The sequence below is a fragment of the Nocardia sp. NPDC051756 genome (genome assembly GCF_040681495.1).
In the GTDB taxonomy this organism is placed as follows: domain Bacteria; phylum Actinomycetota; class Actinomycetes; order Mycobacteriales; family Mycobacteriaceae; genus Nocardia.
In genome coordinates, this window is the sequence record NZ_JBFAYV010000003.1 from 893,150 (window position 1) to 916,035 (window position 22,886).

Annotated in this window: 23 protein-coding genes and 2 tRNA genes; 17 read left to right on the forward strand and 8 right to left on the reverse strand. The window is 66.6% G+C overall.

The window, feature by feature from the left end:
* The first annotated feature begins 8 nt into the window (after positions 1-8).
* The 6 genes from AB0M22_RS15625 to AB0M22_RS15650 all read left to right on the forward strand — a co-directional run bounded on the left by AB0M22_RS15625 (position 9) and on the right by AB0M22_RS15650 (position 3,941).
* Positions 9-857 (forward strand): hypothetical protein, encoded by an 849-nt coding sequence (locus tag AB0M22_RS15625; RefSeq protein WP_364726181.1) that lies wholly within the window; start codon positions 9-11, stop codon positions 855-857.
* 20 nt (positions 858-877) lie between these two features.
* Entirely contained in the window at positions 878-1,411 is a 534-nt protein-coding gene (locus AB0M22_RS15630) for a hypothetical protein (RefSeq protein ID WP_364726184.1), read from the forward strand.
* 500 nt (positions 1,412-1,911) lie between these two features.
* A complete protein-coding gene (locus AB0M22_RS15635; protein ID WP_364726187.1) occupies positions 1,912-2,340 on the forward strand; it encodes a hypothetical protein in 429 nt (142 codons plus the stop codon).
* 174 nt (positions 2,341-2,514) lie between these two features.
* Positions 2,515-2,730: a hypothetical protein gene (locus AB0M22_RS15640; RefSeq protein WP_364726190.1), complete on the forward strand. Its 216-nt coding sequence runs from the start codon at positions 2,515-2,517 to the stop codon at positions 2,728-2,730.
* 39 nt (positions 2,731-2,769) lie between these two features.
* Positions 2,770-2,991 (forward strand): hypothetical protein, encoded by a 222-nt coding sequence (locus AB0M22_RS15645; RefSeq protein ID WP_364726193.1) that lies wholly within the window; start codon positions 2,770-2,772, stop codon positions 2,989-2,991.
* 155 nt (positions 2,992-3,146) lie between these two features.
* Entirely contained in the window at positions 3,147-3,941 is a 795-nt protein-coding gene (locus AB0M22_RS15650) for a hypothetical protein (protein WP_364726196.1), read from the forward strand.
* Between the two features lie 36 nt (positions 3,942-3,977).
* Here the strand turns inward: AB0M22_RS15650 and AB0M22_RS15655 are convergent, their stop codons facing one another.
* Positions 3,978-5,063, reverse strand: coding sequence for a nitric oxide synthase oxygenase (locus tag AB0M22_RS15655; RefSeq protein WP_364726966.1), 1,086 nt, complete (start codon positions 5,061-5,063; stop codon positions 3,978-3,980).
* Positions 5,064-5,790: 727 nt separating this feature from the next.
* Between AB0M22_RS15655 and AB0M22_RS15660 the strand changes: the two genes are divergently transcribed.
* Positions 5,791-6,861 (forward strand): alpha/beta hydrolase family protein, encoded by a 1,071-nt coding sequence (locus AB0M22_RS15660; RefSeq protein WP_364726199.1) that lies wholly within the window; start codon positions 5,791-5,793, stop codon positions 6,859-6,861.
* Between the two features lie 6 nt (positions 6,862-6,867).
* Here the strand turns inward: AB0M22_RS15660 and hisC are convergent, their stop codons facing one another.
* Positions 6,868-7,947, reverse strand: coding sequence for a histidinol-phosphate transaminase (hisC, locus tag AB0M22_RS15665; protein ID WP_364726202.1), 1,080 nt, complete (start codon positions 7,945-7,947; stop codon positions 6,868-6,870).
* 117 nt (positions 7,948-8,064) lie between these two features.
* Here hisC and AB0M22_RS15670 point away from each other — a divergent pair, with 117 nt between their 5' ends.
* The 3 genes from AB0M22_RS15670 to AB0M22_RS15680 all read left to right on the forward strand — a co-directional run bounded on the left by AB0M22_RS15670 (position 8,065) and on the right by AB0M22_RS15680 (position 9,077).
* The gene (locus tag AB0M22_RS15670; RefSeq protein WP_364726205.1) at positions 8,065-8,790 is read left to right on the forward strand and encodes a dienelactone hydrolase family protein; all 726 of its coding nucleotides are present in this window, start codon (positions 8,065-8,067) and stop codon (positions 8,788-8,790) included.
* A 91-nt stretch (positions 8,791-8,881) separates the two neighbouring features.
* Positions 8,882-8,971, forward strand: a tRNA-Ser gene (locus AB0M22_RS15675).
* 33 nt (positions 8,972-9,004) lie between these two features.
* Positions 9,005-9,077: transfer RNA gene (locus tag AB0M22_RS15680), tRNA-Arg, on the forward strand.
* 87 nt (positions 9,078-9,164) lie between these two features.
* Here the strand turns inward: AB0M22_RS15680 and AB0M22_RS15685 are convergent.
* The gene (locus tag AB0M22_RS15685; RefSeq protein WP_364726208.1) at positions 9,165-10,115 is read right to left on the reverse strand and encodes a helix-turn-helix domain-containing protein; all 951 of its coding nucleotides are present in this window, start codon (positions 10,113-10,115) and stop codon (positions 9,165-9,167) included.
* 88 nt (positions 10,116-10,203) lie between these two features.
* Between AB0M22_RS15685 and AB0M22_RS15690 the strand changes: the two genes are divergently transcribed.
* The 3 genes from AB0M22_RS15690 (at position 10,204) to AB0M22_RS15700 (ending at position 11,490) form a co-directional block, all read left to right on the forward strand.
* Positions 10,204-10,518: a cupin domain-containing protein gene (locus tag AB0M22_RS15690; protein ID WP_223884876.1), complete on the forward strand. Its 315-nt coding sequence runs from the start codon at positions 10,204-10,206 to the stop codon at positions 10,516-10,518.
* A gap of 97 nt (positions 10,519-10,615) precedes the next feature.
* Positions 10,616-10,993, forward strand: a complete 378-nt coding sequence (locus AB0M22_RS15695) for a hypothetical protein (protein ID WP_364726211.1) — start codon at positions 10,616-10,618, stop codon at positions 10,991-10,993.
* A 29-nt stretch (positions 10,994-11,022) separates the two neighbouring features.
* Positions 11,023-11,490 (forward strand): hypothetical protein, encoded by a 468-nt coding sequence (locus tag AB0M22_RS15700; protein WP_364726214.1) that lies wholly within the window; start codon positions 11,023-11,025, stop codon positions 11,488-11,490.
* A gap of 136 nt (positions 11,491-11,626) precedes the next feature.
* On the opposite strand, the gene AB0M22_RS15705 is transcribed toward AB0M22_RS15700, so the two are convergent.
* Positions 11,627-12,358, reverse strand: coding sequence for a maleylpyruvate isomerase family mycothiol-dependent enzyme (locus AB0M22_RS15705; RefSeq protein ID WP_364726217.1), 732 nt, complete (start codon positions 12,356-12,358; stop codon positions 11,627-11,629).
* A gap of 51 nt (positions 12,359-12,409) precedes the next feature.
* Positions 12,410-12,802: a RidA family protein gene (locus AB0M22_RS15710; protein WP_150400642.1), complete on the reverse strand. Its 393-nt coding sequence runs from the start codon at positions 12,800-12,802 to the stop codon at positions 12,410-12,412.
* 87 nt (positions 12,803-12,889) lie between these two features.
* On the opposite strand from AB0M22_RS15710, the gene AB0M22_RS15715 reads away from it, so the two are divergent.
* Positions 12,890-14,461 carry an esterase-like activity of phytase family protein gene (locus AB0M22_RS15715; RefSeq protein WP_364726221.1) on the forward strand — a complete coding sequence of 524 codons (1,572 nt, stop codon included), beginning with the start codon at positions 12,890-12,892 and terminating at the stop codon, positions 14,459-14,461.
* Here AB0M22_RS15715 and AB0M22_RS15720 read toward each other — a convergent pair whose 3' ends face one another.
* From AB0M22_RS15720 to dcm, 3 genes are all read right to left on the reverse strand, one after another.
* Positions 14,462-15,163 (reverse strand): DUF998 domain-containing protein, encoded by a 702-nt coding sequence (locus tag AB0M22_RS15720; protein ID WP_150400643.1) that lies wholly within the window; start codon positions 15,161-15,163, stop codon positions 14,462-14,464.
* Positions 15,164-15,440: 277 nt separating this feature from the next.
* Positions 15,441-15,935, reverse strand: a complete 495-nt coding sequence (locus AB0M22_RS15725; protein WP_364726225.1) for a very short patch repair endonuclease — start codon at positions 15,933-15,935, stop codon at positions 15,441-15,443.
* Positions 15,932-17,065 carry a DNA (cytosine-5-)-methyltransferase gene (dcm, locus tag AB0M22_RS15730; RefSeq protein ID WP_364726971.1) on the reverse strand — a complete coding sequence of 378 codons (1,134 nt, stop codon included), beginning with the start codon at positions 17,063-17,065 and terminating at the stop codon, positions 15,932-15,934. The genes AB0M22_RS15725 and dcm overlap by 4 nt, the downstream gene beginning before the upstream one ends.
* Before the next feature lie 393 nt (positions 17,066-17,458).
* Here dcm and AB0M22_RS15735 point away from each other — a divergent pair, with 393 nt between their 5' ends.
* The 3 genes from AB0M22_RS15735 (at position 17,459) to AB0M22_RS15745 (ending at position 22,877) form a co-directional block, all read left to right on the forward strand.
* Positions 17,459-18,706 carry a KasA/KasB family beta-ketoacyl-ACP synthase gene (locus AB0M22_RS15735; RefSeq protein WP_364726228.1) on the forward strand — a complete coding sequence of 416 codons (1,248 nt, stop codon included), beginning with the start codon at positions 17,459-17,461 and terminating at the stop codon, positions 18,704-18,706.
* A 109-nt stretch (positions 18,707-18,815) separates the two neighbouring features.
* Positions 18,816-20,735, forward strand: a complete 1,920-nt coding sequence (fadD32, locus tag AB0M22_RS15740) for a long-chain-fatty-acid--AMP ligase FadD32 (RefSeq protein WP_364726977.1) — start codon at positions 18,816-18,818, stop codon at positions 20,733-20,735.
* Positions 20,736-21,053: 318 nt separating this feature from the next.
* Complete coding sequence (locus AB0M22_RS15745) at positions 21,054-22,877, forward strand: ABC transporter ATP-binding protein (protein ID WP_364726231.1); 1,824 nt, start codon at positions 21,054-21,056, stop codon at positions 22,875-22,877.
* Positions 22,878-22,886: the final 9 nt, after the last annotated feature.

The following is a 22,886-nucleotide window of genomic DNA, read 5'->3' on the forward strand; positions in this document are numbered from 1 at the left end:
AGATTTCCATGGGTGCTACAAAAACTCTCGATCAACTGAATTCGGTGCTCAACGATTTCTCGAAAAAAGTGGAGGAGATTCGCAATAGTCCGGCCAAGGTGGACGAAGCTTTTCGAGAAGCGGCGAAATGGGCGGCAGCGGCCGAAGGAGGTTCAGCCTTCGGAGTGTTCGGCGCTGCAGCGGGTTATGTGTATGGATCGATAACTGAAGATGATATTACCGGCAAGTTCCAAGAGAACAAGGAAGAGATCAAGCGTAAGATCCAGACTCTGCTGGAGAAGCTGCAAGATGCGATCGACGCGCTGAAAGCTCCGGTCGCTTTCCTGCAGGCCAGTGAGGAATGGATCAATCTTCAAACCGAAATCAATGAGAGCCGAAACTGGGTCTTAAACAAGACTGATCTGCGTAGTCATTGGAGCGGTCAGTCGGCCGACGCGCACTTCGCCGCGCAGCAGCTCCAGGTAACAGCCACGGATGAGGCGAGCAAGATCTGTGACACGCTGAGTGATGCGCTCGGCACAATGGCTGATACCACTTGGAGCTTCTACTCGACACATGTCAAAGACATCACCGGCTTTCTTGTCGACTTTACGGGAGCTCTCACCAAGATTGCCACTGGTGTCGGTGCGCCGTGGGGCGTTTCTGATGCGATCGACGCCTTGGGGGATATTATAAAGAAGGTCGTGGATTATGCGCTGGACACTGGTCAGGCATTGATTACGCAGCGGACGCAAGTGAAAAAGATGGGTAGTGCGATAGATAATCCGAAGTCTTTCCATCAGAACAAATGGCCGCAGATTGATGAGAAGTTCGTTTCGATCGACTCGCCGAGTTCGGAGAAGTGGTCGGCGAAGTGAATATATCTCGTCTGGTTTCGATGGCGGCGCTGCTGGCACTCGCAGGATGCGGGCAAGAATCGACGCAAAATCCAGCGCAGCCGTATTCAAACGATCATACGGTACAGGAGCTGTGTGATTTCCCGAAGCAGTTCTTTCTGGAGCATTACGACCTATCGGAGTTAGTGGCGAAGTCGGCGAGGTCGAAGCCGATAGACTCTGCAATCGGTGACTCGGCTAAATGCGTCTACGACAATCCGAGCGCCAGTATTCCAAATTTCGGCTACGCGCTGCTGTCGCCTGAAACCGATAGCTCGAAAGCCGTACCGGCCGGAGCCCGAACTCGGGATCTTGCAATCGACGGGGTGACGGTTACCGAAATCGAGCTACCACTGGACGGCAGCCAGGATCCGAACACCGCGGACCGAGTATATATATTGAGGGCGACAATCGACGGCTGGGAGGGGAATATTTCCTTCAAAGGTGGGGATCAAGAAGCGAGGCGGGCCGGTGCGCCGGTCCTGGTGAAAATGATTCAAGCTTTGAAAGGTTCCCCGATTTCGTCCACTTCATGAGCCGGGTGCGCCCGCGCGGACCGCTGTTGATCGGTCTGCCCACGGCCTTCGAAAATCGCTTAGTCCACGGGCGATCCAGCCCAGCTTTACGGCGGACCGATCCGGTATCGCGTTGGCTCCGCTTACTTCGGTAGAGATAGTCGAGGGTGGGCGAGTAGTCCGTGCCATGCTGCGGCCGATGGGAATCCATTGCCGCCGGCGTCGCCGGACTTCGGCACGATTGGCGCGTCTTCGACCAGTCGCCCGAGCGGCAGGGTATCGGAGATGCCTGCCCCCACATCTCAACCGTCTGCGTGCGCCGGACTGATCAGCTTGTCGACGTCTTGGGCGACTCGTCCGTTCCTGTTCACGGACTTATCGTTCCGGTGTGGATAGTCACGTGCCCGGCGGACTGTGCAGGTCGTGGCTGTTTATCGGATTCACCTCGGCCTCGCGGCCGGTGATCTGGTTACGGAACCCGTTGTGTTCGAACCCATTAGCGGGCAGGATCCGGTCATGTGATGAACAAACGTATTTCTGGAGTTATCCTGCTTGCCGCGTCTGCTGCGGCCGTGACGTTCGCCCCGCTTACCGCCGCTCCCGCCGTCGCGGCGGCCCCGTTCAAGGCCCCTGTGGTCACCTTCGAAGGCACCGGGCCCGGCACGGTGACGGCCACCCTGACCAACCCGAACGAGCGGGGTCAGTGCTGGGCGGAGGCCGGCGTCGGCCCGGAGAACAACCACGTCTTCTTCGGCGAGGGCAAGCTGGAGTCGCTGGCCCAGCCCGGCCAGACCATCAAGACCACGCTGACCGGCCTCGAGCCGGGCACGAAGATCACCGCGCGCGGCGGCTGCGCGGACACCAGCCCCGCGGGCGGGTACGAGCTGAGCGAGACGGTCACCGTCGCCGTGCCTGCCAACAAGCCTGCCACTGGCAGCTTCGGCAGCTAGTCCGCCACGACGAGGGCACAGGTCGCGCGGTTTCACTGCCAACCCTGTGCCCTCGCCGGCACCCCGCTGACTGCCGAAAGTCGCAGTCCTGCTGGCAATTTCGAATCTCCCATGGATACGTTGTGACAACGCCAGATGCGCGTCGAGGTCACTCGTTCGAATTGGGGAGAATTCATGAACATGCGCAAGAAGCTGCCGTTCGCCATCGCCGCCGCTGCGGCCGTCGCGGGATCGTTGGCGCTCGCGGCGCCGAACGCCACCGCATACCCGAGCCAGCCGTGCAGTCAGTCGGCTCTCGGCTTCCATGCATGGGACGGCCCCGGGTACAGCGGCCAAGAATATGTGTGCAGCCACTCCAACGAACAAGGCTGGTACTGGCGGGCCATCTAGGACGACGCATCCGGTCAACTCGTTCATTTGGGGAGAAACATGAACACCTTCGGCAAGAAGCTGCCGTTCGTCATCGCCGCCGCTGCGGCCATCGCGGGATCGTTGGCGCTCGCGGCGCCGAACGCCACGGCTGAACCCACTGACATCGTCTGCTCCAGGGACTACATGAACTGGACGGCATGGGACGGCCCCGGAACCACCGGCCGCCAATATGTCTGCACCTATGACAACGAGCGTGGCTGGCATTGGCAGGCCACGTAGGAGCACCACGTTCGATGTGACAGGCAGGGGTGATGACGTGCCGCCCCTGCCCGTCGATCCTCGGCGGGCCGTGTTTGCCTCCGTCGACGCCGGGTAACCGCCCGTCGATGCGGGTGTCAACGCGACATCGAAGCCAGCGAGGACGGGAGACGCCGATGAGCGACGAGAAACGCTACGCCGACGGCGACACCGAGACAGGCCAGCCGATCGTGAGCGGGCCGATCGACGAGGAGGCGTTGCGCGCGGAGCGCGATGAGACCAGAGAGCAACTCGGGCAACCGGTTTCGCCTCCGTCCGGCAAGGCAGACGTGCCCGGGCCGACCGAGGACGAACCTGCGCGAGAGAAGGCGGACGCGGTGCCGGAAAAGACCACGGAGACAGTCGAAGCCGCCGCGGAGCAGCTGGCGCAGGCAAAGGCTGCCGCCAGTCGCAAGACCGTCGAGCCGAAAGCGGCGGCGAGCAAGAAGACCGCCCCGGCAAAGCAGGCCGCCAGCCAGAAGGCGGCGCCGGCCAAGGAATCCGTAGGCGAGAAGGCGGCGGAGGTCAAGGAATCCGTGCGTGGGACCGCCGCGGAGGCATCCGAGTCCGCCAGCCAGATCGCCACGGCGGCAAAGGAATCCGCGAACCGCAAGGCCGCCGAGGCGAAGGCGGCTGCCGCTCGCGACGCGGACGAGGCGGCGGCCGCTTTGCGCGAACATGCCGCGCAGGCAAAGGAATCCGCGAGCCGGACCGCGGCCAAGGCCGAGCAGCTCGTCGAGGAGAAGACTCAGCAGGCCAAGGAGCAGACCCGCGAACTGGTCGACAAGGTCGATGCCGAGACCTCGGAACCGATCATCGAACGCGGCGCCCAAGCCGCGGACCTCGCCCGGAAACCACCTGCGGTGATCGCCGGAGTCGCAGCACTCGCGGCTCTGGTCGTGTGGCGGATCCTGCGCCGCAAGCAAGGGTAAAGATGCTGGTCGGCGGCCACTCAGGCCGCCGATACCTCACTCGTCCGCGTCTCCGCTGAAATCCCGCCGCACGAAGTTCGGCCGGATATCGAGATCCGGCGGGTCGTAGTACCGATGGAACGTCGGCGTCAGACCCGAGGAGATCGGCGGATTGATCCAGCTCCAGTCGGTCGGGCATTTACGCCCGGCCGTCTCTTCCCGTTTGACGTGATCGCAGAACTGCTTGGCCACCGTGTGGTGATCGACGATGTACACCCCCGCCTTCCGGAAGCTGTGCAGCACCGCACGATTGAGCTCGACCAGCGCCAGGTCGCGCCACAGGTTGCGCTCGGATCTGGTGTCCAGGCACATCATTTCGGCGATCAGCGGCAGCATGTTGTAGCGGTTGGTGTCGCTCAGATTGCGTGCGCCGATCTCCGCGCCCATGTACCAGCCGTTGAACGGCGCGAACGGGTAAGTGACGCCGCCGACTTCGAGGTTCATGTTGGACACCGCGGGCAGCGCGTGCCAGCGCAGGCCGAGCGCGGCGAACCACTCGAACTCCGGATGCTCGAGCTCCACCTCGCGGGCCAGCTCGGGCGGAATGTCGAACCAGCGGATCGGCTCGTCCGGTGTGCTGATCAGTAACGGCAGAATATCGAAAGGTGTTCTGGCACCGCGCCATCCGAGCTTCATGGCGAATTCGGTGAGCGTCACATTCGCCGCGTCGCCGGTCACCGAGCCGTCGCCGTTGCGGTATCCCGCGTACCGGATCAGCTGTGGGCTGACGATCCGGAATTCCCGCCCGTCGGGCTGCCGTGGCGGCCCGACGGTGATCATCGATTGAATGGCGCCGCCATTGGTGGCCATCTGCAAATGCTGCCAGCAGACCTCGGCCAGATCACGCGCGGACCGCACGCGCCGCGCGTCGAGCAATTTCAATGAGCGCCAATGTTTTCGGCCGACGCAGCGGGCGTGATTACGCCACGCCAGCTTGGCTCCGATCAGGATCTCCTCGGCGGTCTGCAGGTAGCCGCCGGTTTGTTCGAGCTGCTCCAGCGCGGTGCGGCGGCGCTGGGACGACAGGTGGGCCAATTCCGGCAGGCGGAAGAATTCATCGCACTCGCGTAGCCGGCGTTTCAGGTCGGTACTGAAAGGCTTTGTGTCGGGCGAGTTTTCGAGCGGCGGGACGGGTAATACAGGGTTCACGGTTTTCTCCGGTCGGGCATAGGTACTGCGGTGAAACAGACGAGTTCGAGCGGGAGAATTCGCGCGGGCGCGCAGCCGACAGCGTCCCGCGTCGGTGGTCCGCGAGAGTGCGTCAGCATCGGGATGCCGCGAAATAGCTTCGGCCCGAAGGGGAGCGTGATCCTGCCCGGACTGTCCCGACTGCGTACCGAGCGGCCGGTCCGCTTGCTGTGCGTAAGCGCAGCGAGTTGACCTCGGTGCCGATGGTGCGGATACACGATCATGCTCGTCCTTGTTCATGCCCGGAAGAGGCCCGGAGAGTAGCGTACGGCGGGTGTGCTGGCGGTGTGCCCAGATTTGCTGGATTTGCTGGGTTGCCCCAAGTCGCGCCGAAAATCGGGTCGGTGTCGAGTCCCGTTGACTGCCTCCGGACTTCGGTTCGAGACGGTTTGCTGCGCGCGGTTCGCGGCCGTCACCGAGGTCGTGGATCGGCGGAATCGGGTGATCTAGGCGACATCGACGCCCGGCGCTCAGCGCGCATGCGAACGGTCACCTGCGCCTGCCGGGGTGGGAACGTCGCTGGCAGAGCTGAATTACCCGTCAAACGTGGCCCTGGTCACATCTTATGGCGACCCGCTATGGCCACCCGTTTGATCTGCGCATTTCTGGCAGGATGGGTCGCATGCTGTCTCGGCGTGGGGTGCGGCGCTGGGTATCCGGCGTCTTGGTCAGCGCGGCACTGGTTTCCGGTGCTGTGGCGTTCGGCGCTCCCCAGTTGTCGGCAGCCCCTACAGACCCGCAAAAACCGAATTCCGGTTCCTCGGACGGTCCGGCCCCGGCCGAACCGACCACGGACCGTCCGGCGAAACCGGCGATCGACCGCATCGAACCGATCAACGATCGGTGGCTGCGGGTCTTCGTCGAGTCGCCGGCCATGAGCCGCCCGGTCGAGGTGCAGGTGCTGCTGCCGCGCGACACCTCGAAGCCGCGGCCGACCGTCTACATGCTCGACGGCCGCAGCGCGAACCCGACCAGCAACAACTGGACCGACATGGGCCACGCGGACCGCTTCTTCGAGGACAAAGACGTCAATGTCGTGCTCACCGTCGGCGGCCCGGCCAGCTTCTACACCGATTGGCAGAAGCCGGATCCGGTGCTCGGCACCAACATGTGGGAGACGTTCCTGACCCGCGAGCTGCCGCCGCTGATCGACGCGAAGTTCGACGGCAACGGACGCAACGCCGTCATGGGGGTCTCCATGGGCGCCGAGGCCGCGATGATGCTGTCCGTCCGGCACCCGCAGCTGTACACCGCGATCGCCGCGCACAGCGGCTGCTTCTCCATGGGCACCGACCTCGGCCAGGCGCAAGCCAGGGCGGTGATCGCCACCTATCAGGGCGAACCGGACAACATGTTCGGCGCGCAGGACGATCCCGCCTGGCTCGACCACGACGTCACGCTGCACGCGGAAGCGTTGCGCGGCAAGACGATCTACATGTCCGTCGGCAGCGGGGTGCCCGGCATCCACGACGTGCCCGGCGAGCCGGATGTCGACGTGGCCACCGCGATCAGCTTCGGCGGGCCGCTGGAGGCCGCTACCAACGCCTGCACGCACCGGCTCACCGATCGGCTGCGCGTCCTCGGCATCCCGGTGACCGCGCACTTCCGCCCGACCGGAACCCACTCCTGGCCGTATTGGGCCGACGAACTGGTCCGGTCGTGGCCGGTGATGGCCGGCGCGCTCGGCGTCTGAGCCGCGCTAGATCGAAAAGCGTTCGAGCACGGCGGGATCGGTGGCGAAGCTCAGGAACAGATCGTTCTCGTGCGGATCGCCGGTGGTGATGCGCACCCCGTCGGTGCCGTACGGCCGCACCAGCACGCCCGCCTCCGCGCTCGCCTCACCGAATTCGGCGCTGCGCTCGCCCAGCGGCAGCCAGACGAAGTTCGTCTCGCTCTGCGGCACCTCGTAGCCCGCGGCGAGCAGCGCGTCGCGCACCCGGTCGCGTTCGAGCACGAGAGTGTGTGTGCGGTCGAGCAATTCGTGCCGCGACTCCAGCGAGGCGATCGCCGCGGCCTGCGCGACCCGGTTGACGCTGAACGGGATGTGCACCTTCATCAGCGCCGTGATCACCGCCGGATCGCCCACCGCGTAACCGACGCGCAGCCCGGCCAGCCCGTAGGCCTTCGAGAAGGTGCGCAGCACAACGACATTGGGTCGCGTGCGGCCCAATTCGACGCCGTCCGGGTAGTTCTCCTCGGCCAGCCGCATGTATTCGAAGTACGCCTCGTCCAGCACGATCAGCACCCGCTCGGGCACCGCGTCCAGGAAGCGGATCAGCTCGGCCTTGCCGACCGCGGTGCCGCTCGGGTTGTTCGGATTGCAGACGAAGATCAGCTTGGTGCGCTCGGTGACCGCCGCGGCCATCGCGTCCAGGTCGTGCACGTGCGCCGCGGTGAGCGGCACCTGCACGGCGGTCGCGTTGCCGACCTTGGTGACGATCGGATAGGCCTCGAACGAGCGCCAGGCGAACAGCACCTCGTCGGCCGGCGCGTCACAGGTGATCTGCACCAGTTCCTGGCACAGCGCGACACTGCCGCACCCGACTGCGACGTTCTCCTGCGTGACCCCGAGGAAATCGGCCAGCGCGGCCCGCAATTCGAGCGCCAGGTTGTCCGGATATCGGTTGGCCTGCTCGGCCGCCTCGGCGATCGCCTTGGCGGCGGTCGGCAGCGGACCGAAGGTGGTCTCGTTGCTGGCGAGCTTCACCGCGCCGGGATGGTTGCGGCCGGGGACATACGCCGGAATCGAGTCGAGGTCCGGCCGGGTTGACGCTGTCACACACCAACCATAAGCGGCCTCGCGCAAAGCATGGCTCGCGTACCGGAAATTATCTGGCAGATGGCCCCTCAGCAGCAATTTCTACCGAAGATCACGAAGTCGCCCTACGCTGGTTTCATGTCGGGCACCTACAACGACCTAGCCCCCCTGCGCCGCGACGATCCGTCGCCCGAACCCGCGACCGACTCGATACGCCGGGCCGCCGATACCCAGGTGCCCATCATCGTGGTCGAGCCCGAGGGCAATGCCCGCGGCGGCATCGTGATGCTGCACGAATCCCGCGAGTTCACCGGCGCGCTGCTGGCCCTGATGAGCGCGCTGGCCTCCGAGGGCTGGACGGTGGTCGCGCCCAACCTGTTCCATCGGTCCAGCCGCGACTCCATCGCCGAGGTGTTCGGCGACGAACTCTTCGACGACTTCGACGCCTGCTTCGACTGGCTGACCCGGCACGGCGTGTTCCCCGACACCATCGGGGTGCTCGGCTTCGACTCGGCCGGCACCGCCGCGTTCCTGGTCGCCACCAACCGTCCGGTCGGCGCGGCGGTCAGCGTCGCCGCGCCCGGCATCGTCGAGCCGCTCACCGACCAGGCCGACGCCCTGGTCCGGGTCGCCCCACACCTGCAGGCGCCGTGGCTCGGACTGTTCGGCACCGACGACCCCGCCACCCCGCCCGTCGAGGTCGAGCGACTCCGCGACGCCACCGGTCGCGCGGCCGTCGCCAGCCTGGTCGTCAGCTACCCCGGACTCCGGCATCGCGCCGACCATCCGGCCACCGAAGACGACAACGGTCTGGTCGACTCACAAACCCGGATTTTCGACTGGTTCGACAGCAACTTACGCTGATAACCAGCCGTTTTGCGATCTGGACAACAGCTCCTGTAATCTTCATGCTCGGCGGTTCGAAAGGACCGGTGCCCTCGAAGAGAAGGCTCCAGGAGGCGTGCCAGAGCGGCCGAATGGGACTCACTGCTAATGAGTTGTCCCTTCACGGGGACCGGAGGTTCAAATCCTCTCGCCTCCGCCACAACCCGGGTAACCGGTACAACTGAATAACCACGCGGCTGTAGCTCAACGGATAGAGCATCTGACTACGGATCAGAAGGTTAGGGGTTCGAATCCCTTCAGCCGCACATTGAAAGAAGACCTCCTCTCGGAAATCCGGGAGGAGGTCTTCTTGTATTTACGCCGAAATCGTCGGTGCGCAAGGGGATTCAGTGTTATGGGTGATCGGTTTTGAAGGCTCTGCGGTAGGCGCCTGGGGTTGTCCCTAGGGCGCGGAGGAAGCGGCGGCGGAGGTTGGTGGGGGAGGAGAGGCCTACGCGGCGGGCTATGGCTTCCAGGGGGAGGTTTGTGGTTTCGAGGAGTTCGCGGGCGGTGGTGATTCGTTGGGCCAGGAGCCATTGGCCGGGGGCGGTGCCTAGTTGGTCGGTGAAGCGGCGGGCGAGGGTTCGGGGGGAGACGGCGGCTCGGGTGGCGAGGTCTTCGACGGTGAGGGGTTCGTCGAGGTGGGTGGTTGCCCAGTCCAGGAGCGGGGCCAGGGAGCCGTCGATCTGGGTGGGGTGTGGGGGTGCGGCGTATTGGAGCTGGCCGCCCTCGCGGTGGGGTGACATGACCATGCTGCGGGCGAGTTGGGCGGCGTAGCGGGCTCCTTGATCGGCGCGGACCAGGTGCAGGCACAGGTCGATGCCGGCTCCGGCGCCTGCGCTGGTCGCTATGTCGCCGTGGTCGACGTAGAGGACGTCGCGGTCGATGTGGATGGCGGGGAAGCGGGTGGCCAGTTCGGCTGTTCGGGCCCAGTGGGTGGTCGCGCGTCGTCCGTCGAGCAGGCCGGTGTGGGCCAGGGCGAAGGCGCCGGAGCAGATGCTGACCAGCCGGGCGCCGCGGGCGTGGGCGCGTTGCAAGGACTCGATCACGCCTGGTGAGGGGGTCTCTTCGGTGGGCAACCAGCCGGGGATGAGCACCGTGTCCGCCCGGTCGAGCGCGTCGAGGCCGTCGGTCACGAGCATGGAGTAACCGGCGTGCGTCGCGACCGGTCCGGGCTGCTCCGCGCACACGCTGAACTCGTATCGCGTCGGCAGGCCACCGCGCTCGAGCCCGAACACCTCTGCCGCGCAACTGAGTTCGAAGGTCGACTGCGGAGCGTGGACCAGCGCGACGACTCGGTGCATGGCAGAAAAGTACCTCGAGATGTCATTTCTGACACTCGGCAGCGGTCCTCGTTGCGGCGAGGCTGGCTGCATGACGACAGACCTGAACATGTCCGGCTACGAGTGGTCCAACGCGCAGGACGCCGCGGTGCGCGAGCTGTTCCCCGGGATCCGCGCGCGTTCGCTGTGGGCCGGGGACAACGGCGCGAAGGCCTATTTCCTCGAGCTCGATCCGAACTCCTGCTGGTCGGGAATCGACGTGCACGAACCGGGCCCGGAGGAGGTCTTCGTGGTCTCCGGCGTATTCAACGACGGGGTCCGCGACTATCCCGCCGGCTCGTTCATCCACGCACCGGCCGGTTCCTCGCACATTCCGCAGACGACCACCGGGTGCACGCTGTTCGTCTTCTATCCCGAGGGCTGAGCGCGGCTGCCAATGGAATTGGGGTCACCGGAACCTGTCACTTCCACATGGAATCGGCCGATACATTGCGGTGATGGTCCAACGAACGGAGATCGGAATGACAGCAAGCTGGCGCCGCATCATCAGTAGTTCGACTCTTCTAGGCCTGGCGGCGGCCGCGGTCGTCGCCACCGCAGGGGCCGCCGCGGCCGAGCCGAGGGACTGCGTCCTCGATCGATCGCTGACCGGCGCGACCGGCTTCTGCCCCGGCGGCGACGGGTACTTCACGGTGGAAGCCGACTGCGTCGGCGTCTACGTCACCCCCGGCGGATTAGGCATCGGCCCGTACCGGCAATCGAGCCAGCGCAACGCCTACGCCGGCCCGCACCCCGAAATGGACGCGACGCAAACCCATCCGCGGGCCGAATGCAATGAATTCATCACCGGCCACTTCGGTATCGCCACGGACGCACGCCTGTACGAAACCTTCCGCTGATCGACCCCCTTCCCACGACGGAGAGATCCATGCGCAAATGGCTTGTTCGAATACCGGTCGTCGGTTCGCTGCTGGTGGGGGCGCTGCTCGCCACCAACGCGACCGCGGTGGCCGACGACGCCCTCGGCACTCAGCTGGGGTACACCAACACCCTCTGCTACGACCCGCTCACCTTCGCGACGATCACCGGCAACGCGGGTAACCGCCCCGACGTCGGCGGCCCGGGTGGAGCCAGCGTTTGGTACGGCATCCAGCACTACTTGTTCGTCTACCCGCCGTGCACCGTGACCGTCTTCGCGAACTGGCGCAATCTCACCACCGGCGACTCCGGCTCGGTGCCCGTGTTCGTCAGCGGCGGTTGGGGATTCGCGCTGCCGGCGAATCCGGGCGCGATCGGGCGCGCCGATCTGCCCACCGGCCGTGGCCGAATCAGCATCACGACCACGACGGACCGCCCGCATCAGGCCCTGCCTGCCTTCGAGTTCACCGTCCGCTGATCTAGCGGTCGAACGGACAGCCTCGCCGAAACCGGCGGGGCTGTTCGCATTTCAGCAGGTCACGACCCGAACAAAGCCCCGCCACCTCGAAGGTCATCGAGGGGCGGGCTTCCTTTCCAGACGTTCCGGGCGGCTACTACTTCCACGCGGGGAGGGTGGGGAGGTCGCCGGTGAGATCGGCGCCGTCCGAACGGCCCAGCAGCCAGGCGGCGAGGGCGGGGGCGGTGCCGGTGACGGTGGTGGCAGGGGAGTCGGTGCCGACGAGGCCGGTGAAATCGGTGTCGGTGGCGCGCAATTCGAAGGCGGGCACGGGTTCGGTTGCGGCGGCGGTGATTCGGTTCATGTCGACGGTCGCCTGCTGGAGGATGCGGGCGACGAACGGGGCGGGCCAATCGGCGGGGGTGTAGCCGGCGTTCAGGTCGACGTGATGAATCTCGACTTCCTGCAACCGCATCCAGCGCACCTCGCTGGCCGGGATCGGACGTCCCTGGCGGGTGCGAACTTCCGCGTGCCAGGTGTCCGCGGTCAGCGAATTCGCCAGCGCGAGCCACCGTTTCGTGGCGGCCTCGTTGTCCACGAGCTGTTCGGCGGCGGGCCGCGGGGCGCCGGCCTCGATGTCGAAGTCGCGCAGGTACATGCTCGCGTATTGCAGGATTTCCACCCCGGTATGCGCCCACAGCAACAGATTCAGCAGGCTGTCGGCATTGCGGGCGAGATGCGCGAGCACGTGCCCGCGACTCCAGCCGGGCAGCAGCGAGGCCTCGGCCACGTCGTCGTTGCCGAGCTTGCGCATGGTGTCGAGGAGACGGTCGGTCGCCTCGGCGAGGGTGTCGAGTGAGACGGGATCTTCCGGCAGGGCACTGGTCACCTCTGCGACCCTAGCGATCCGGATCAGACCCTGTCGCACTTCGCCGGGTAGCTATTCGCCGACGATGGCGTCGGCCTCGATCTCCACCAGCAGTGCGGGCGTGATCAGGGCGCTGATCTCGTACATGGAGGTGGCCGGGCGGATCTCGCCGAACACCTCGGCGTGTGCCTTGGCCACCTCGGGCCAGCGGGCGATGTCGGTGACGAAGATGCGGGTGCGCACCACGTCGGCGAGGCTCGCGCCGGCCTCGGTGAGCGCGGCGGCAATGCGGCGCAGGGTTTCCCGGGTCTGCTCGCCGATGTCGTCGCCGCCGACCGCGGTGCCGCCGGTGACCGAGGCGGTGCTGCCGCTGACCGCGATGTGATTGCCGATCCGGACGGCGCGGCTGTAGCCGACGATGTCTTCGAATTCGGAGCCGGAGGAGATGTTCACGCGTGCGGTCATGGCGACAGCATCGCATGCGCGCCGATCGGCACCGAATTGTCACCTCCGCGTCGGCCAGAAGTCGGATAGACGCGGTAGGCAGTCCCAGTGAAAGCTCATTCTCGTCCTCGCATCACCGCCGTCGCCGTCCTCTGTGCCGGTGTGCTGGCCGCAGGCTGCTCGTCCGCGGACTCGGCCGACTTCACCGCCACCAAGGATCAGCCGCTGGTGATCTCCCTGGACGACCTGCTCGCCAAGACGGGTGGCAGCGCCGCCGTCCGCCTCGCCGATCCGGAGCACGGCACGCTGAGCCGCCGCGTGGACGGCGCGGTGGTCTACACGCCGAAGGCCGGCTACACCGGGTCCGACACCATCAAGGTGACCACCACGGACGCGGTTCGCCTGTACACCACCGACATTCCGCCGCTCGGTGAGTTCGGCGGAACGACGGTGCAGGGCAGCGGTTTCGGCTCCGCCTGGACCCCGGTGCCCGGCAGCAAGGACGAGTTCTACGGCCTGACCGACCGCGGCCCGAACGTGGACGGCCCCGGCAAGAACGAGAAGCTTTCCCCGACCGCTAGTTTCGTGCCCAAGATCGGCAAGTTCAAGCTGGTGGGCACCCGCGCGGTGCTGCAATCCAGCCTGGACCTGCACACCAAGGCCGGCGTCCCGTTCAACGGACAGGTCGACGTCGCCGCCAACACCGGCGAGACCATCAAGGACCTCGCCGGAAACGTGTTGCCGCCCACCGATCACGGCCTAGATCCGGAGGGCCTGGTCGCGCTGCCCGACGGCACCTTCTGGGTGTCCGACGAATACGGCCCGTTCCTGGTGCATTTCGACGCCAAGGGCGGCGAGCTCGAGCGCCTCGCGCCGGGATCCGGCCTGCCCAAGGAACTTTCGCTGCGCACCCCGAACCAGGGCATGGAGGGGCTGACCATCACGCCCGACGGCAGCACCCTGGTCGGCTTGGTACAGAGCGCGCTGAACACCCCCGGTCTCAGCGGATCCGCGAAGGAGGTCCCGCTGACCCGGCTCGTCACCGTCGATCTGAAGACGAAGGCGCAGAAGGAATTCGTGGTCCCGCTGGAGAACCCGAAGAGCGCCAAGGTCGCCGACTCGGAGATCACCGCGTTGAGCGCCACCACCTTCCTGGTCGACGAACGCGACGGCAACCTGGCGCCCAAGGCGGACAAGAAGCTGTGGACCGTCGACATCGCCAACGCCACCGACGTCGGTCCGGGCTCGAAAGTGCCCGGCGCACAATATGATCCGGAACGCGGCGGCCTGCTGATCGAGGGTAAGCCACTGGAGACCCTGGTCGGCACGGTCTCGACCACCGACGGCGTCGCCGCGCTGACCAAGGTGGGCGTCACCCCGGCGGCCAAGCCGAAGAACCTCGACCTGAACGGCTTGGTCAAGGATCTCGACGCCGACGGAAAGTTCTTCGGCCACGACAAGATCGAGGGCGTGGCCACCCTGGACGGCGGCAAGACGCTCTATATCGCCAACGACAGCGACTTCGGCCTGGCCGGCAGCAAGGGCGACCAGCCGCCGTTCGGGTTGAAGCCCAAGACACTGCCCAACGGCGTGCAGGACAGCGGCGAGATCCTCTTCGTCGACACCACCAAGCTGCCCGCGAAGACCGCCGAGCACACGATCAAGCTGACCGTGAAATAGCTAGTCGTTCGGGTCGATCCACTCCCGGCCCTCCAGGATGACCGCCGCGGCCAGCGTGATCAGCCACAGCGACATCGACCCGACCTGGATCCGCTGGGCGATGCCGAGCGCGTAATTGCCGGGCAGGTTGTCGGCGACCAGCATCCACACGGTCGCCGCCGACCCGACCACCAGCACGACCAGCCCGGCCTCGCGCAGGATCCGCCAGCGGTGATAGCGGAAAGCGGCCAGGCTGAACGCGAAGGTGGCGACGGCGATCGAGGTGACCGCGATGGTGCTCGACAGTGCGTGCGGCTGGTGCAGTTGCGGGAAAAGCTCGCTGCCGCCGCCGCACCCACTGTCGCTCGCGGTGCAGTCCTTCAGCGGCAGCAACACATCGGCGATCGTGGCCGCGCCGAAGCAGAACAGCGCGACCCAGCCGATCGTGGTGAACCGACGGCGCGGGAAAATCAGCAGTCCGCCGATCGCGGCGGGGATCAGCACCGCGCCGACGATCTTGTCGGCGGTCGCGAACACCGCACGATATGGCTTTCCCTCGGCGTCCAGTTCGCTGAGAAACGAGTTGACCGGATCGACGTCGATCTTCAGCACGAACTCCAGCACCCAGGACGAGTAGCAGACTCCCGCGATCAGGATGGCCGCCGCGATCACCAAGGACGCCACCCGCACGCGCCGTTCGGCGATCTTTTGGCTATCTGTCACGGACCCATTCTCCTACCTGCCACTGGACCGATGTTCAAACCGTAGGTCAGCGCGGCCGCGGAGTCATGGGATCACCACCGCGATGGGAGCAAACACACGCCTTTGCCACCCACTACACAGGCTCCTGTCAGGTTCGGCGGACAGGCTGTCAGGGAAGCGTTCCCAAGGAGGTTCCCCATGATCGGCTACGCAACCGCTGCCGCCGGAGTCATCGTGATGACGGTGATGGTGGCGTCGAGCTACCTCGCCGCCCATGCGCCGCGCACATTGGTCCGGGTCAAGTCCCGCTAGGTCGCCCCAGCGCGGCCTGCACCCGATCGGCCGCGACGACGGCGTCCTCGTGCTCCCACACCCGGATCACCCGCCAGCCCGCCTCGATCAGTGCCGCGTCGGTGGCCCGGTCCCGGGCCACGTTCCCAGCCAGCTTGGCCGCCCACCATTCTGCGTTGTTGCGCGGATCGGTGGCGTGTTGCGGACAGCGATGCCAGAAGCAGCCGTCGACGTAGACCGCGATCTTGAGTCGCGGAAACACCAGATCGGCGCGCCGCCGCTGCCCGCGAATCGGCGCCCGATCGACGAAGTAGCGCAGCCCGCGCCGGTGTAGTTCCCGACGTAAGGCCAGTTCAGGCTTGGTTCCGGTGCGTCGCTGCCGAGACATGCGCGCGCTGGTCGCCGCGTCGGTGGTCGGACGCTGCGCGGTTTTCGGAAATCGTTGGGCGTCCTCGGGCGCGTCGCCGGCGGAGGCCGGCCCCGCAGCCGATCCCCGGCTCATGCCGCCCAGCCACCCATCCGATCGAGATGGCTCTCCACGTCGTCGAGGAAGCCCGGCGGAAACCGCAGGCTGCCCATGCTGGTCCGGCGCAGGAACCCGGCGGTCGCCCGGGCCGAGAGCAGCCGGGAATCGGTGAGGAAGTTGCGCAGATCCTCGTACGGTTCGTGCACCGGCCAGGTCGAGACCGGCACCCGATAGGCCACCCCGTTGTGCCCCCAGGCCGCCACCGGCCACGGCGTGCCCGGCGGTAGCGGCTGATCGCCGGGAATCGGGTGCAACGGCGCGGCCAGCCGGGAGCCGACCCAGTCGGCCATCCGCACGCTCACCGCGTTGCCGACCAGCTTCCACCGATGCCCCTGCCGCACGCCGAGCACCTCGCCGGCGGGCGCGGTCCAGTCGGCATCGAAGCCTTGCAGCCGTTCGACATCGACCAGGCCGGGCGTGACGATCTCGCCGGACGGCAGCCGCACCGCGGGCGGGCTGGCGATGCCTAGCGCGGATCCGCCCTTCACCGTCGGCACCGCGTTCACCGCCCAGCCGAGTCCGCGCACGCCCTCGGTCCAATAGAACCCGCACGGATCGCGATCGGGGTCGCCGACGATCCGCGGCCCCGCGTCGTCACCGAACAGCACGCCGCGCGGGTCCTCGGTCCTGGAGGCCAGCATCAAGACCCGCTGACGGCGCTGTGGCAGGCCGAACGCCCGCGCGTCCACCACCCGATAAGCCCAGGTGTAGCCGAGCTCCTCCAGGGCCGTGGTGATGTGCCGCATCGCCGCGCCGCGACCGAGCTGCAACATGAACGGCACGTTCTCGATCAGCAGCCAGCGCGGCCCGCGCTTGCGCCGTACCAGCCGGAACACCTCGTCGACCAGGCCGGACCGCTTGCCGGTGATGCCCGCCGTGCGCCCGGCCTGGGACAGGTCCTGGCAGGGAAAACCGGCCGCGACCAGTTCGGTGCCCGCGGGTAGCGCGCGCAGTCCGGTGATGTCGGAATGCAGTGGCACATCAGGGAACCGGGCAGCCAGCACCCCCTGTGCGCCCGCATCGATCTCGCACAGCAGCTCGGTCTGCCAGCCGTTGTGGCCGAGGCCGAGCTCGAGCCCGCCGATCCCGGCGAACAGCCCGACCATCCGCGCGCCCGTCACCGACCGTCCCTTCCTCGCGTCTTCGGTCGAGACGCCGCCGACGTCGCCCCGTGCCCGGGGAGAGGTTACTCGAGTTGCCGGGTGCCGTCCGCGAACAGCGCCATGACGGCGTGACCGAACGACCGCGAAGGCCGCCTGGTACCGTCCGCGTGTCAGCAACTCGATCGGTCTGCTGCTGCTCGATAATGCTTATCGGCCGATCGAGTATGCGGCCCTGATGACAGGCTCGGCAGGCTGATCTGCCTGCGCTCCAGCGCTATACGCGCGGATGCCGCCCCACGTGTTAGGCGGCGCGTCCGCATGCGAAATGCAACTGCTCCACAAAGGTTTTGAGCTCGACAAATTTCTTAGTCGTCACGCTAGGGAAAGTGAGCGAACATGCAGATACCTTCGAAAAACAGGAGCTTTCCCAACGTCGTCGTGACCAGCCTGGCCGCGACGACCTCGATCGCGGGCGACGTCGACTCGACCTGGAAAGGCCTGCTCAACGGCGAGAGCGGCATCGACGTCCTGGAGGACAGCTTCATCGAGCAGTTCGAGCTGCCGGTCCGGATCGGCGGGCATCTGAAGGTCGCGCCGGCCGACAGCCTCACCCGCGTCGAGGCGCGCACCCTGTCCTACGTGGAGCAGATGGCCACCGTGCTGAGCCGTGAGGTGTGGCGCAACGCGGGCAGCCCGGAGGTGGACAAGAACCGGCTCGGCGTCGCCATCGGCACCGGGCTCGGCGGCGGCGAGTACATCATCGACGCCCGCGACCGCATCAAAAACGGTGGCTACCGCAAGATTTCGCCGCTGACCGTGCAGCGGATCATGCCCAACGGCTCGGCCGCGTGTGTCGGTATCGAGCTGGGCGCGGGGGCGGGCGTGGTGACGCCGGTGTCGGCCTGCTCGTCGGGCTCGGAGGCGATCGCCAACGCGTGGCAGATGATCGTGATGGGCGACGCCGACATGGTGGTCACCGGCGGCGTCGAGGGCTCCATCCAGGCGGTGCCGATCGCGGCGTTCACCATGATGCGCGCGATGAGCACCCGCAACCACGATCCGAAGAGCGCCTCGCGCCCGTTCGACACCGACCGCGACGGCTTCGTGTTCGGCGAGGCGGGCGCGATGATGATCATCGAGACCGAGGAACACGCGAAGGCCCGCGGCGCGACCATCCACGCGCGAATCATGGGGGCTGGCATCACTTCCGACGCCTTCCACCTGGTCGCGCCCGATCTGGAGGGCAAGGGTGCGGCGCGCGCGATGACCAGGGCGATCGAGAAGGCCGGGCTGACCAAGACAGACGTCGCCCACGTCAACGCGCACGCCACCGCCACGCCGATCGGGGATACCGCTGAGGCGCAAGCCATTTCGTCGGCGGTGGGCAACCACGCCTCGGTCTACGCGCCGAAATCGGCGCTCGGGCATTCGATCGGCGCGGTCGGCGCGCTGGAGTCGGTGCTCACCGTGCTGTCCATTCGCGACGGCATCGTCCCGCCGACCCTGAATCTGGACAATCAGGACCCGCAAATCGACCTCGACGTGGTCAAGGGGCAGAGCAGGCCGGGTCGGATCGATTACGCCGTGAACAACTCGTTCGGTTTCGGCGGGCACAACGTAGCGATCGCCTTCGGGCGGTACTGAGCGTCGGAAGGCTGCACACCTGCTAGCCTTCCCGACGCTTCGTTATCGACCTGTGTTCGGTGTAACTGCACGGCCTGTGTGCGTGCTTTGGCAAAAGGATAAGGCGATGATCGACGAGACCTTCGACGACTATTTGGACGACCAGGGCAATATCAAAATCCGCGGCGACAAGACCCTGATCGACTTCGTCGACAAGCACAGCGCGGAGAACGGCGACGACCTCGCCTACCGCTATATCGACTATTCGCGGGAACGCGACGGCGAGTACCACGAGCTGACCTGGCGGCAGTTCGGTGTCCGGCTACGAGCCGTCGCGGCTCGACTGCAACAGGTGACCCAGCCCGGTGACCGGGTGGCGATTCTGGCGCCGCAGGGGCTCGACTATGTCGTCTCCATTTTCGCCGCCGTCTACGCGGGCAATATCGCGGTCCCGCTGTTCGACCCGGAGGAGCAGGGGCACACCGACCGGCTCACCGCGGTGCTCAGCGACTGCACGCCGGCGGCGATTCTCACGGTCGGCTCCGCGGCGGGCGGTGTGCGGAACTTCTTCCGGCATCTGCCCGCGGCGCAACGGCCGCGGATTATTGCGGTGGAAGCGATTCCGGACAGCGTCGGCGCGATGTGGGTGCGGCCGGATATCAATATCGACAGCGTGGCCTACCTGCAATACACCTCCGGCTCCACCAGAACGCCTGCGGGCGTGGAGATCACGCACCGGGCGGTCGGCACCAATCTGTTGCAGATGATCGATGCCATTGGCGTGAAAGAGAATTCGCGCGGCGTCACCTGGCTGCCGCTGTTCCACGACATGGGACTGCTGTGCGTGATTCTGCCGACCGTCGGCGGCGGATTCATCACCATTATGTCGCCGAGCGCGTTCGTCCGCCGCCCCTATCGCTGGATCAAGGAACTGGCCGCCGCCTCCGACGGCGCCGGAACTTTCGCCGCGGCACCGAATTTCGCTTTCGAGCACGCGGCGGCGCGGGGTAAGCCGAAGCCGGGTGAAGAACTCGACCTGTCGAATGTGATCGGGTTGATCAACGGCAGCGAGCCGGTGTCGGTGTCGTCGATGAACAAGTTCAACGAGGCATTCGCGCCGTACGGGCTGCCGAAGACGACGATCAAGCCCTGCTACGGCATGGCCGAGGCGACGTTGTTCGTGTCCGCGACCAAGGCGGAGGACGAGGCCAGGGTCGTGTATGTCGATCGCGCCCAACTGAATTCGGGCCGGATGATCGAGGTCGAGCAGGGCGCCGACAACGCGATCGCCCAGGTGTCCTGTGGATACGTGGCGTTGTCGCAGTGGGCCACCATCGTCGATCCGGACACCGGCGTCGAGCGCGCGGACGGCGAGGTCGGCGAGATCTGGTTGCACGGCGAGAACATGGGCATCGGTTACTGGGGTAAGCCCGACGAGACCGCGGCCACCTTCCAGGCCAAGCTTGCCGCTCGCCAGCCGGAAGGCAGTCACGCGCAGGGCACGCCCGAGGACGCCCACTGGATGCGCACCGGCGATTACGGCGCCTACCTCGACGGCGAGCTGTACATCACCGGCCGGGTGAAAGACCTGGTCATCGTCGACGGCCGCAATCACTACCCGCAGGATCTGGAGTTCTCGGCGCAGGAATCCAGCACCGCGCTGCGACCCGGTTTCGTCGCCGCATTCTCGGTGCCGGCCAACGAACTTCCGGCGCTGGTCTTCGAGAAGGGCAGCCACTCCGGCCTGAAGTTCGACGCCGACGACAACTCCGAGCAGTTGGTCATCGTCGCCGAACGCAACACCGGCGCGGGCAAGCTCGAGACCGAGCCGGTCGCCGACACCGTGCGCGCGGCAGTCTCGCAGCGGCACGGCGTCACCGTGCGGGACGTGCTGCTCGTGCCCGCGGGGTCGATTCCGCGGACCTCCAGCGGCAAGATCGCCCGCCGGGCCTGCCGCGCCGCGTATCTGGACGGCACGCTGCGCGGTGGTTATCAGCAGCAGGCCTTCCCGGACGCACCGGCCGAGCGGGAGAGCGCGGGCGTCCGTTAGAGCCGGACCTCGTTCGAATACTCGAATTCACTGACCTCGGCGCCCAGGATCTGGGCGCCGAGGTCGTTTCGTTGTGTGCCCGGCACCTCTTGACCTGAAGATTACTCGAGGTTGTTTGCTGGGTAGATGACGGACAGCGCGACCTGCGGCCGAGCGGTGATATCCAGCACGAACACGGGCGCGGGGGAATCGCCGGGCCCGGAAAATCGGTTGGCCGATCGGGGCGATGCTGCCACCCTGAAATGTCGGACCTCGGTGCGAACATCACCGAGTGCGCCGGTTCCCGCCACCACCATCCACAGACCTCTAGGGGGCACCATGTCAGTTGCACTGGATGTCGCGACCGCTGATCCGGAGGCCGACAGACCCGAGCGGCCCGCGGCGTCCGCGCCGGGCCGCCTGCAATCGCTGCGCCGTTTCTGGCCGTACGTGCGCCCGTACCGGCGCGCGCTGCTCGGCGCGACCACGCTCGCGGTCCTCTCGTCGCTGACCGCGATCGTCATCCCCTTGATCATCGCCAAGATCATCGACGGACCGATCGCCCACCGTGATTTCGCGGGAGTGTTCGCGCCGGTCGCGCTGGTGCTCGCGCTCGGCCTGCTGGAGGCCTTCGGCGTGTGGGGCCGCCGCTGGCTGGTGTCCAAGCCGGCCACGATGGTCGAGATCACCATGCGCGCCAAGATCTTCCGCAAGTTGCAGTCGCTGGCGATCGGGCGGCACGACTCCTGGGAGTCGGGTCAGCTGCTGTCCCGCGCGGTCGACGACATGGCCACCCTGCGCCGCTTCGTCGCGTTCGCCGGGCCGTTCCTGATCATCCACTTCGTGCTGATCCCGGTCGGCCTGATCGTGCTGCTGTTCCTGAACTGGCAGATCGGGCTGATCTTCGTGATCATCGCGATCCCGTTGACCTACATCTGCATTCGGTTCGAGCGCGAGTACTCGATCGCGTCGCGCCGGTCCCAGGACCAGTCCGGCGACCTGGCCACCACCGCCGAGGAATCGGCGCAGGGCGTGCGCGTGCTGAAGGCGTTCGGCCGCGGCGTGTTCTTCGGCGGCCGGTTCCTCGCGCAGTCGCGCGAGTTGCAGAAGACCGAGATGTTCAAGGTGCGCCTGGACGCCCGGCTGTGGTCGGCCATGACCGGCCTGCCGCAGCTGGCCATCGCGTTCGCGCTCGGCTACGGCGGCTACGCCGTGGCGCAGGGCTCGATGACGCTCGGCACCCTGGTCGCGGCGATCACCCTCGCCAACTTCCTGCAGTGGCCGATCATCTGGACCGGCTTCCTGCTCGCCGAGCTGAACGACGCGCGCACCGCGGGCGATCGGTACTGGGAGATCATCGACACCCCGGTCGACATCGCCGATCCGGCCGATCCGGTGGAGCTGCCGGAGACGGTGGTCGGCGAATTGCGGTTGGAGGGGGTGAAGTTCGCCTTCCCGGACGCGAAAGGGGAGGTGCTGCACGATGTTTCGCTCAAGATCCGGCCGGGCGAGACGGTCGCGCTGGTCGGCGCGACCGGCAGCGGAAAGACCGCGCTGCTCAACCTGATCCCGCGGCTCTACGACCTGTCCGGCGGCGTGATCACCATCGACGGCATCGACATCGCGACCATGCGACTGGCCGACCTGCGCTCGCTGGTGTCGGTCGCGTTCGAGGAGCCGGTGCTGTTCTCCGCGAGCGTGCGGGAGAACGTCGCGCTCGGCGATCCGTCCGCCACCGACGCCGACGTGCGGCGCGCGCTGGACGTCGCGCAGGCCACCGAGTTCGTGGACAACCTGCCGTGGGGACTGGACACCAGGATCGGCGAGCAGGGCCTCAGCCTGTCCGGCGGCCAGCGGCAGCGGCTCGCGCTGTCCCGCGCCGTGCTGAGCGGGGCGGGGGAGGGCAGTCGCAGCCGGATCATGGTGCTCGACGACCCGCTGTCCGCGTTGGACGTGGAAACCGAAGAGCGGGTGCAGGAACGGCTGCGCACCGTGCTGGCCGGCGCGACGACCCTGCTGGTCGCGCACCGTCCCTCGACGGCCGCGCTGGCCGATCGGGTCGCGGTGCTGGCCGACGGCCGGATCGTCGCCGAGGGCACCCACGATCAACTGCTGCGCAGCAGCAGCCGATATCGAGAACTGATGGGAGGTGAGCAGCTGTGAGCACGGAGA